At 63.1% G+C, this 12120-nt stretch carries 3 protein-coding genes; all 3 read left to right on the plus strand.

Annotated features, from left to right (window positions below):
* Nucleotides 1–601 precede the first annotated feature (601 nt).
* The 3 genes from CCUG20998_RS17565 to CCUG20998_RS17575 all read left to right on the plus strand — a co-directional run bounded on the left by CCUG20998_RS17565 (nt 602) and on the right by CCUG20998_RS17575 (nt 12072).
* Nucleotides 602–10126 carry a non-ribosomal peptide synthetase gene (locus CCUG20998_RS17565; RefSeq protein WP_081651066.1) on the plus strand — a complete coding sequence of 3175 codons (9525 nt, stop codon included), beginning with the start codon at nt 602–604 and terminating at the stop codon, nt 10124–10126.
* A 19-nt stretch (nt 10127–10145) separates the two neighbouring features.
* Nucleotides 10146–10703, plus strand: a complete 558-nt coding sequence (locus tag CCUG20998_RS17570) for a flavin reductase family protein (RefSeq protein ID WP_020730362.1) — start codon at nt 10146–10148, stop codon at nt 10701–10703.
* Between the two features lie 73 nt (nt 10704–10776).
* On the plus strand, nt 10777–12072 hold the full coding sequence (locus CCUG20998_RS17575) for a cation:proton antiporter (protein WP_020730361.1): 1296 nt from the start codon (nt 10777–10779) through the stop codon (nt 12070–12072).
* Nucleotides 12073–12120 lie beyond the last annotated feature (48 nt).

Below are 12120 nucleotides of genomic sequence, written 5' to 3' on the forward strand. Positions count from 1 at the left end.
GTCTGGTCCAGGTGCTCTGACGTTGCTGGCGTGTCGCTCCAGCCGGTGCGGGCGACGGCGCCGTCCCGAGTCCGATCACGGAGCGGCAGCAATACAGCTGCCGCGGGAAGGACCGACTTCCACACTTTCGCGGCGCTGCTGGACGCCGCGAAACATCCACTGAGCTTGACTAATTCGTCTGCCGGCCAGACATCCAAGCCGGCTAGCTGGCCGCCCGGACTCGAGACAGCCCGCGGCAAGGCACACCCGGGGGGAAGCAAGGGCCGTGCCGCGGGCCGAGTCCAGGACGTGGGTGGCACTACGGTCGAGCCGTGCGACCGCCGATTCGGCCACCCGACCCAGCATATATAGCTTGTCTGCGTTATTAACCATTGACCGCGCTTCAGGGATAGAGGCCGACCAGATGGCAAATCGATGACAACCCGCTCTTGGCATGGCGACCTTTCGCTGTGGGCTCAGTAGACGCCGCCCAACAGTAGGACCGCATCTCCGGTAAAGTCAACCAATTAAATAGTAATTTTGTTGCCTAGTCGCTAGCGTGTCTATTCATGTTTAACACAGCCGCCAACCGGCCGGCGCCAACCGAATCGAGAGAACGCGGATGACGGCTACTGTCCAGGACGAGACAGCGGACGACGGCGCCAGCCAGCCTGAAGGCAAACATCAAGCGGGCGCGGATTCACCCACCCCGCCAAGTGCAGATTGCACCTTGGGCAGAGGCCGCGCTGACGCTCGACAGTTCGGCAATGCGCGCACCACAGCCGACGGCGACCGGGTCGACCTGCCGAGCCTGGTCGCGGACGCCGAACAGATGGGCGGCACAACACCAGGTCAAGCGGCTCTTCTGGTCGTGCACCACGCGGCTCTGCAAGCTGTACTCCGATACGGAAGCCAACATCTACAGTCACGTCACATCGAACATATGCGCTCCGGAAATATGGTAGGCGCGCTCGCCATCACTGAGCCCGATGTGTCGGGGTCCAATCTGCGCGGCCTCACCAGCAAAGCAGTCAGAGATGGCGACGATTGGGTGATGTCCGGGGCGAAGTCCGCCATCACCGGAGCACCGTTGGCCGCATTCTTCGTCACTCTGATCCCGTTCATCGTTGACGGCGGCGTGGCGTTGACGACCGTGTTGGTGCCATCCGACAGTCCGGGAGTCACCATCCAGCCTCCCGAGGACATGTATGGATTGTGGTCCGTGCCGGTCTCCGGCGTTCGCTACGAGAACGTGCGCATACAGAGCTGGCAAATTCTTGGCGAGGTCGGCGGCGGAGTGGACGTCATCAGTGAGAGTTTGCTAGTTGGACGAATCTGCGCGGGTGCGATCAGCCTTGGCGTGCTCAAACGCTGCGCTCAATTGATGTACCGCTTCGCGTCACATCGGCAGGTGAGCACCGGACGCCTTGCCGACGACCCGGTGTTCCAGCGCCGGATCTCTCGTATCACGGCCGAAATTGCCGCTGTGGAGGCCCTACTCTCCACCATCACAATGGAATTCGAGGTACCCCAAGAGATAGCTCTGGCACTGAAGGTGGCCTCCTCGGAGTTCGCCCACCGCGCCACCGACGATGCGATGCAAACGCTCGGCTGGAGAGGCTACATGGAGGCCAGCGGCGTGGCCGAACTGATGCGCGATGTCCGCTTCCTGCGGATCGGCGAGGGACCCTCTGAGGCCCTCTTGACCGAGTTGGGTAGCCGGTTGGCCGCGCACGACGACACCATCTACGACTGGATCGCCGACCGTGACCCCTCGTCGGATGCAACTGGTCGGCTCCGCGAGACGGTCAGCGAGCTCACCGCAGAAAGCTCGACTGGCCTCTTCTGCGACCTTGGCTGGTTTGGCGTGTGGGCGATCCTGGATGCGGTGGTACCGCGGGGATCCGCGGCCAGCGCCCTCATTGAGAATGCTTGGCATCTGGCCCGTGCCAACGCGGCGGCGCGACCGGCAACGGGCAGCGATTTTCTGCAGTCAATACCAAACTTTGCCGATTCGGTCGGCGCGCTTGACGAGTTTCTGTCCTGCCACGCAACGGAAATCGATCCGACACTGCACCCCACACGGGGCAAAGGCAGACAAGGCGAGCCACTCGTCGGACCCGAAGCTCCAGGTTGGCAAGAGACCGTGCACGACCTGGTCTACGCCCAAATCGCGCGAACCCCTGATGCAATCGCCCTACAGGATGCCAGCGGGCACCGGATCACGTACGCCGAGCTCGGAGAGCACGCGGACGCGCTCGCCAATCGCCTTCGCACGCAGGGAGTGCGAAACGGCGATGTGATCGGGGTCTTCCTCAGCCGCGACGCTCGGATGGCCATCGCCGCAATCGCCGTTTTGCGGGTCGGCGCGGTATTGCTCATGCTCAATCCTGCCCACCCAACTCGCCGGGTGGGCGACATGATCGCTGACGCGGACGTCGGCTGCATCGTCGCGGACGAGCAGACCCGCGCGCTGCTTCCAGCGAATGCGCCAGAGTTGATCATCGCCGATGGCAGCGGTGAGCCCGGCCCGGCAATTTCGCGATTGGACCCCCGTGCTCCCGCGTACATCTATTTCACATCCGGCTCGACCGGGCGCCCCAAGCCGGTGCTCATCTCGCACCGTTCGCTGGCCAATCAACTGCTTTGGCGACGTGACGAACTCGGCCTAGGTGTCGGTGATGCGGTGCTGCAGACAACCGAACCAACCTTCGACATCTTTCTGTGGGAGATCTTTGGCCCACTTTCTGTCGGTGGCCGACTGGTGTTCCCCGCGCTGGGCCCCGGCGAGTGGAATGCCCATCAGGTAGTCGAACACATCCGGCGACTAGGCATCACGGCGATGCAGTTCGTGCCGTCCCAACTGGACGTAGTACTCGAGGAGCCAAGGCTGCGCGAGTGCCGCAGCTTGCGGTATGTGTTCTGTGGCGGCGAGCCACTACCAATAGCGCTGTGCCGCAGGGTAGCCGAAGCGCTCCCCCATGCGGAGATGGTCAATTACTACGGGGCTACCGAGACCACCTTCGATGCCTCCTTCTGGCGAGTCGACGTCACTGACACGGCCACCTGGGCACCCATCGGTCGCCCAATCGCCAACGTTCGCCTATACGTTGTGGACGAGGAAGGTGCTCTCGTTCCCGAGGAGCAGGCGGGCGAGCTGTGGATCGGCGGAGCCTGCGTGGGGATGGGCTATCGCGGCCTACCGGCTTTGACCGCGGAGCGCTTTCGTCCGGATGTACGCTCCGCGGAACCGGATGCGAAGGTGTATCGCACCGGCGATCGGGTGCGCCAGCGAGCGGACGGGACGCTGGAATTCCTGGGGCGGATGGACCGCCAACTCAAGTTGCGCGGTGTGCGAATCGAGCCGACCGAGGTGGAGCGGGCCCTGTGCGGGCACCCCGGCGTCCAGCAAGCGGTAGTCGATATCAAGGAACGCGGCTCCGGCGAAAGAGTCCTCGCAGCATACATCGTTGCCCGTGCCCCGGAAGCCGTCGTCGACCCCGATGCTGTGCTCGAGACCGCGCGCAGAAGGCTTCCCAGCACCATGGTGCCCGGCGCAGTGATTGTGCTCGATGCTCTACCCCGCACGCCGGCGGGCAAAGTCGACACCTCGGCACTGCCACCGGTCCCAGCCATAGCTGGCACCGCCGGCTCTGGTGGGTTACCCGAACGACTCGTCCCGCTGGCCAACATCTGGGAGGAGATACTCGGTACCCCGGTGACCAATCAGGAAGCGGACTTCTTCCGGATCGGCGGGCACTCCCTGGCGGCATCACGGGTGATCATCCGGGTTCGCGAGCGGATGGGCGTGACGCTTCAGTTGCGCGACTTTGTGCACGCCGGAACCCTCACGGCCCTCGGTGATCTCATCGAACAGCGATCCGGGCAGGTATCACCCGCCGATGAAGCCGCGATGAGCGGACCCACTCCGGCCGACAGATCCACGCCTCTGCCGTTGGCGCCCATGCAGGCAAATCTGTGGTACTTGCAACAGCTGGTGCCGACGATGACGGCTTACAACATTCCCGCCGCCGTCCGAATCCGAGGCCCCGTGGACGTCGCCCGCATCGAAGGCGCGTTCGCGTCGGTAGCGGCCCGGCATGAAGCGCTACGGACGATCTTCCCGGAGCACAACGGGCAGCCGACTCAGGTCATCCTCCCACCAGGCCCAATCCCACTGCAGCAAGCCGACCTTCGTGATCTTCCCGAGGACGACCGCGAAGCGGCCGCCATCGGGCGGATCCAGGAGATGCTGGCCGTCCCGTTCGACTTGTCGGAAGCACCGCCGGTGCGGGTGCTGCTCATTGCCGTCGCCGAGGATGACCACTACCTGGCCTGGAGCATGCACCACATCGTCGCCGACGGCTGGTCGGCCGCGGGATTGTTGAACAGCGAGTTGAGCAAGGCCTACGGGAATTCGCGCGATGACCAGGCCCTGCCGCGCTTGCCCATTCAGCCGATTGACTACGAGCAGTGGATGGTGCACTGGCTGACGGCGCAGCGGCGCGCAGCGCTGGAAGGGTATTGGCGCGATCATCTATGTGACGCCCCGCCCGAAATCGACCTCCCGCGAGATTTCGTCCGCCCCTCCGTCGGGAAGTTCCGAGGCGCACGCGTTCCGATCTCGATCGGCGATGGTGACCGGGCTGCGTTGCGGGACATGGCGCGCCGGCATGGCGCCACGCCATACAGTGTGCTGGTCGCGGCATTCACGACTTGGGTCGCCGGCCGGGGCCAGCAGCGCGACATCGTCGTCGGCGGAGTCACCGCAGGCCGCAACCACTCCAGCATCGAACACGTGATTGGCAATTTCGCCAGCATCCTCCCGTTGCGCTGCCGATTGGGTGACAACCCGACATTCGCGGAGCTGGTGGTGCGCACCCGCGACGAGATCCGGGCGATGGTCGACCACAGTGCGCTGTCGTTTCCCGACATCGTCAATGTCGTCCGGCCAGAACGACTCGGTACTCGCAACCCGATCTTCCAAGCTGCCGTGTCGCTATTCGACGGTGACATCTCGCCGCTGCGCATCGACGGCGCGCAGGTCAACGCCATCAGTGTCGATCCCGGATCGGCCAAGTTCGACTTGCTGGCCTCGTTCACCGACGACGGTGCGGCGCTGTGGGGTTTCCTGGAATACGACGTCGAGCTGTTCTCACAGTCGACAGCTGGGCGGCTGGCCGCCGAATTCGTCGAGGCGCTGGGCTTGCTTGCCCGGACGCCCGGATGCCGCATCGAAGACTACGTGGACCGCCTCCGATCTGCCCCAGACGTTGGGCCCGCACCCCTGACCCTTGCCCAACAGCGGATTTGGCTGCTCGACCGGTTGAACCTTGGCGGCCCCGAGTTGTGCTCCCAGCGATACTTCGACCTGAGCGGCGAGATTGACGTGACGGCACTATGCCAAGCACTCGACCTTCTCGTACAGCGCCACCCAGCCCTACGAACAGCGTTTCCCTCGGATGAGCGCGGTGCGCACCAGATCATCGGGAAGCCCGCCGATGTCGCAGTGCACGACCTGCGCGACCACAATCCTGCGGAGCGCGAAGCATTGCTGACAACGCTGATCGAATCCGATGCCGCCACGCCGATAGACATCACAACGACCCCTCCACTGCGGGCGACGGTATTCGTGGTCGACGACGGCCATGTCGTCCTCGGCTTGAACTGTCACCACATTGGCGCGGATGTGTGGGCGGAGGCGACGATGTTCGCCGAGCTATCCAACATCTATGCCGAATTGGACGAGGACGGCGAGAATTCCAAGACCGCCATGAGCCCGGGAACACCGTTGGCGGAGGTCGCTGCGACAAGGACCATGGGGGAACTGGCGCACGCCGAGATCGCCAATGCGTCCCGCCCGCCGAACGCCGCGAGCGTGGAGTTCTGGACAGCCGCCTTGACCGATGTTCCAGGGCGGATCGAGCTTCCCACCGACCTTCCGCAACCGCCCGCCCTGTCGTTTCGGGGTGCCCGAGTCGAGGTCCGGTTGCCCGGCGACATTCTTCGGCGCCTTGACGACTTCGCCATGGCGTCAGGCGTGGATCGCTCGACCGTCGTGCTCGGGATGTGGCAGCACCTCCTACACCGCTACAGCGGTCAAGAGACGGTGCTGGTGGGCGTGCCAGTGCCGAACCGGCCATCCGAGGTGCCCCCGGCAACGATCGGCTATTTCTCGAACCTGCTGCCGGTGCGCTCAGACCTGGTACCCGAGTTGACACTACGGACCCAATCAACCCGTACGGCCGCCCAGCTCGCCGAGGTGACCGCCCACGGCGAAATTCCATTCGCCTACTTGCTGGAACGCTTTGGCTCACGGCTGCAAAAGTCAGCGTCGCTGACTGAGGTGTCCTTCGTACCCGAAATTGCCCTCGCCCGCGGTCCACGGTTCGACCGGGTGCAAACCACTCCGGTGGCACATGATCCCAAGCGCGCCCTGTTCAAGCTCGGACTGGTCCTGCAGTCCGACGACAAGGATCTGTATCTGACCTTCGATTTCAGCACCGCGCTGTGGGCCCCCCGGACCATCGAGCGGATGGCCCAACACCTGGTCACCCTGCTCACCCGTGGGTTGGCTGAGCCGGACGTCCCGTTGAGAAGCTTCGCCATGCTGAGCGCTCATGAAATCGAAGAGTTGCGTTCTGTCGACGGGCGTCGTGATATCCCCCATCGGCACCGAACGTTGCACCTGGGCTTCGAAGCCCAGGTGGACGCGGCTCCGAAGGCGGAGGCCGTACGGTTCGACGGGAGCGGCCTGACCTACACGGAGCTCGACGCGGCAGCCAATCGGTTGGCCAGGTTGTTGATGTCCAACGGGGTAGTCCGCGGGGACAAGGTGGCGCTCTTGCTCGATCGCACCCATCTCATTCCGATCGCTGTGCTGGCCATCGTCAAGACCGGCGCGGCCTATGTCCCAATCGACGCCAGCTGGCCGGCAAGCCGGGCGGAGCTGGTACTTGCGGACTCCGCTCCCTCGGCCATTCTGACCGAATCCTCGTTGCGGCACGTGGTGTCCGGATACGACACCACGATCCTCGAGTTGGACTCGATGGAGATCTCCGATCAACCCGCGCAACGGGTCCAGGTCGAGGTCGACTCCGAAGACGTCGCCTATGTCATCTATACGTCGGGGTCCACTGGCCGCCCCAAGGGTGTCGAGGTGACCCATCACAACGTGATGCGTCTGTTCAGTGCGACCGAGGAACTATTCACCTTCACCAACAAAGACCGTTGGTCGATGTTTCACTCCATCGCGTTCGACTTCTCGGTCTGGGAGCTCTGGGGGGCATTGCTTCACGGCGGGTGCGTGGTGGTGGTGCCTTATCTGGTGACCCGAAACCCGGTCGCCTTCCGCGAGTTGCTCACCGCCGAGCGGATCACCGTCCTCAATCAAACCCCCTCGGCATTTCGGATTTTGCGCGACGCGGACGCCAACGCCAACGCCAACGCCGGACTCTTCTTGCGCTACGTGATCTTCGGCGGGGAGAGCCTGAATTTTGCTGATCTGCTCCCCTGGATCGATGCGCACGGCGACGCACGCCCCGAACTGATCAACATGTACGGCATCACCGAGACAACGGTGCATGTGACGTTCCGCCGGGTGCGTCGCGAAGATGTCCTCGGCGCCAACGGTTCCAACATCGGCCGCCCGCTGCCGGACCTGGAGTGCCTGCTAACCGACCCGGCGGGCAATCTGGTCCCCTACGGAGTGCGGGGAGAGATCTGCGTTGGCGGTCACGGGTTGGCCAATGGGTACCTGGGCCAGCCGGAGTTGACTAGCCAGCGTTTCATTCCACACCCGTTTCGCGGCGGGGAGCGCCTCTACCGATCCGGTGATGCCGGGCGACGCTTGCCCAGTGGCGAAATCGAGTACCTGGGCCGTCTCGACAACCAGGTTCAGCTCCGGGGCTTTCGCATCGAACTCGGCGAGGTGGAAACCGCACTCCTCGCGCTCGACGGAGTAACGGCCTGCCATGCGATGGTGCGCGCCGATGGAGGCGAATCCCGTTTGGTGGCATACGTTGTCACTCGCTCCGGCGAACAGCCGAAAATCGGCCCGACCCGCCGGAGCCTGGCAGCGCGCCTACCTGACTACATGTTGCCGGCAGCCATCGTCGCCGTGGAGTCCCTGCCGCTCACCGTGAACGGCAAGATCGACCAGCAGGCGTTGCCGGAGCCGACGGGGGCTTCCACATCGACGGACGTTGACCCGCCCGGGGCCAGCGACGGTGCTGCGCAAACCAACGCCACTGCATTACGCACCTCGGCGAAACATCGTGGCGGCGCCGTGCTCGATCAGATCCGGCACATCTTCGCTCAGGCCCTGGACCTGGACTCCATTGCTTCATCGGACAACTTCTTCGAGATTGGTGGCGACTCGATGCGCGCGGTGCGGGTCTCGGTCAAGGCCAAAGAACTCGGCCTCGCGGTATCGGTGCAAGATTTGTTCCAGTATCAAACGCCGGAAGAGCTCGCCGCAGGGCTGACGTCTGCCGAGTCAGCCGAGAGCGACACTTCAGGCGTTGAATCCTGCTCAGCAGCAATGTTGTTGGAGTCCGGGGCGGAGGGCGACCTCCCCGCAACCGCGACAGACGCCTATCCATTGGCGGCCTTGCAGGCGGGGATGCTCTTTCACAGTCGGGTCGACGGGCCCAGTGTCTATCACGACGTGTTCAGCTACCTGGTTCGGGCGCAGTGGGACGAGACCGCCTTCCGCGCCGCCCTGGACGAGATCACGGCCAGAAACCCGATTCTGCGCACGACCTTCGAGCTCGCCGCATACTCGCAGCCACTGCAGATAGTGCACGAATCGGTGGCAACACCGCTCACAATCGTTGATCTGTCTGGTCTTTCGGAATCCGATCAAGAGGCTGCACTATCGAGGTGGATGGACAACGAGGCCCACTCCCCCATCGAATGGCAGAGCTGCACCCCATTTGGGGTGGTAATCCATCTGCGTGATGGCAACCGGTTCGAACTTGGGCTAACTTTCCACCACGCACTGCTGGACGGCTGGAGCGTGGTTGAACTGCAACGAGACCTCCTGATCAGCTACGACACCTTTAGGAGACGTGGAGCGGCGCCGTTCCGCGCGCCGCTGCAGACCAGCTTTCGCGACTTTGTCGCACTCGAGCGTCAAGCGGAGCGCAGTTCCTCGAAAGTGTTCTGGCGCAAACAGCTTCAAGGGATCGAAACCGCGCATTTTGCCGGGGAACGATCCGGCCCCAGCCGCCTCGAGACCAGATGGTGGGAGTTTCCGCGTGATATCGAAGCGCGCCTGTCCGAGGTGGCCCGCAATCGCCGTGTACCGCTGAAGAGCACGCTGCTCGCCGCACACATGGTGGTCAACGCCCGACTCGCCGCTACCGACGATGTGGTCAGCGGCTTGGTCGTCAACGGCCGGCCGGAAACCGACGACTCCGCCCACGTACTCGGCATGTTCCTCAATACGGTCCCGCTGCGGATGCGATTGACCTCGACCGACTACACCGGGCTCATTGATGAGGTCTTCGCCGCAGAACGCGCTGTGCTGCCGCATCGTCGAGTCCCGTTGCGGACAATTCAGCGCGACATCGGAATCGGCGAACTCTTCCAGACAGCGTTCAATTTCGTCAGCCTGGACCACACCCAGGACACTGCGGATCTCCCCGCGGAGCGGTCCACGATCGTACGGCGAAAACTGATCGAACACACCAACCTTCCCCTGGTAACCGTGTTCGTGAAAGAGAACGACACGCTTGGCATCGGAATCGAATTCGATCCGCGCATCCTCCAAACCGAACAAGTCAGCGCGATCGTCGATGCCTACCGTGATGCGGTTGCTGCCATCGCGAACGGGGGGTCGGCACCGTTGCCCAGGTTCGGGGCGGAAGCTGCGCTGAATCTTCTCCATCCCACTCGCCGTATCGCTGCACACATATCCGACGATGCGCGCTCCCGGGTTCGCGAGGACCTAAGGCGCATTTGGGAAGACGTTTTGGACCGGTCCGTGGACACCACTGACAGCGTGGGAGATAGCGGTGGCGACTCCATTCACGCCCTGGTACTCAGCGAGCGGATCGCAAAGGCATTCGCCTGTGATCCCCCCCTCGTGCAACTCCTTCAGGGCGCCACGGTGGAGCAACTTGTCGCACTACTGACCAACTAACCAGGAAGACGAGTCCACGATGTCTGTTGACGCCACAAACACCGCGGCCGAACAGGGCCCGGAGATCCTTACACCGGACGTGTTTCGCGAGTTCATGAGCAGCTATCCCAGCGGCGTAACCATAGTCACCACCTACGACCACGATGGCGCTCCCCGCGGATTCACCTGCTCCTCGATGTGCAGCGTGACCATGGAGCCTCCGACCTTGCTGCTGTGCGTGAACACCCGCAGTGCCACCCTGGATGCGGTTCAAGACTGCACGCGCTTCGCCGTGAATCTGTTGCACAGCGGCGGCGAGTCCGCCGCCCGCGTCTTTTCCTCCGTTCAAGAGGACCGCTTCAGCAAGGTTCGCTGGCGAGCGAGCACCGCAGGCGGACTGCCCATTCTGTACGAAGACGCCCACGCCATCGCTGAATGTCGCCTCACGGCCACCCGCAACGTGGGAACCCACACAGTTCTGTTCGGCGAGATCGACGCCATCATTCTGGATCACCAACCGCTTCACTACCGCGCAGATATGAAACCGCTGCTGTATTGCCGGCGACAGTTCACCGCGTTCCCGACCCAGCAGCCGTAGGCCCGATCCCACCAGCCAGCTCTTCGCATCAGAAAGCGAAGGCGTCGCCCAGCACGAGAAAAGGGGGAAGCACGTGCGCGCCGACGAACTCTTGGAATTCTTTCTACAGTTCGGACTGCTGTTACTCGCCGCCACGATTCTTGGCAGAGTGGCCATTCGGCTGGGAATGCCCGCAATCGCTGGTGAGTTGTTCGCCGGGGTGCTGCTCGGACCATCGGTACTCGGTCAGATTGCACCCGGATTATCCAGTTGGCTGCTGCCCGAGCAAGTCAGCGAGCGGTTGGGCCTTGACGCGGTCGGCACCTTCGGGGTGCTACTGCTGATGGGCCTTAGCGGGATGCAAGTTGACTTGAATCTGCTGAAATCCAACCGGCTTGCCATCACCAAAATCAGCGCGGCTTGTCTACTCGTCCCGGTCGTGTTTGGCCTCGGTATCGGGTTACTGATGCCGAGCGTGCTGACAGGTGGCTCCAACCGCCTCGTCTTCGCGCTGTTCCTCGCCGTTGCGCTCTCGGTCAGCGCGATCGCGGTGATTGTCAAGACGCTCTCCGACCTTGGCTTGATGCACCGCGATATCGCTCAACTCATTTTGGCTACGGCGGTCATCGACAACGTAATAGCTTGGGTATTGCTGTCCGTCGTCTGCGCCATGGCAATCGCTCATCTATCCGTAGGCACCGTGCTGTTGACCGTCTTCTTGATCATTTCGGTTGTGGCGGCAACGATTATCGGCCGCAAAATAGTCGAAGTCTTCGTCAACAGTCGCCAGCAACCAGCAGCGGCCGAACATTCCGCTGGCCCACGGCCCATCCTGGCCTACGCAGTCGGGCTGGTAATGCTGGCGGCCGCCGCAACTCACGCCCTAAAACTGGAACCGGTCCTAGGTGCGTTTGCCGCAGGAATCGTGTTGGCAGCGTTGCCACCGGACCGCCGCAGCGGCCTTGATTCGCTACATCCGGTTGTCAACAATGTTCTCGCTCCGCTGTATTTCGCCACCGCCGGGCTGCAGGCGGACCTCACGGGGCTAGCGGACAGGACCACGCTTGCCGCGGCGCTCGTGGTACTTGCAGCCGCCGTGGCTAGCAAGTTTCTCGGAGCCTACATCGGCACCAAGAGCAGCGGGCGTAGTAGCGCCGAGGCCGTCGCGCTCGGTGCAGGACTAAACGCGCGAGGCGTTATTCAGATCATCATCGCCGATACCGCATACGACCTGGGAATATTCAACGACAGTTTCTATACGATTGTTTTACTCACCGCCATCGCAACATCCGTAATGGCCGCGCCGATCCTTCGATTTGCCACAGCACGCATTGCGGCCGATCCGGACGATGAAATTCGCCGACAGGATGCCCTCCCAGAAGGCCATTAGTCGACCTCTCAACAGTTCCGCTAGCGGAATCTAGCGGGCTATCAGCAC

This window comes from Mycobacterium marinum (genome assembly GCF_003391395.1).
Classification (GTDB): domain Bacteria; phylum Actinomycetota; class Actinomycetes; order Mycobacteriales; family Mycobacteriaceae; genus Mycobacterium; species Mycobacterium marinum.

What these genes read in the sequence shown, in the direction of transcription:
- CCUG20998_RS17565 (WP_081651066.1), top strand. Translation starts at nt 602, where the DNA reads ATGACGGCTACTGTCCAGGACGAGACAGCGGACGACGGCGCCAGCCAG.
- CCUG20998_RS17570 (WP_020730362.1), top strand. Translation starts at nt 10,146, where the DNA reads ATGTCTGTTGACGCCACAAACACCGCGGCCGAACAGGGCCCGGAGATC.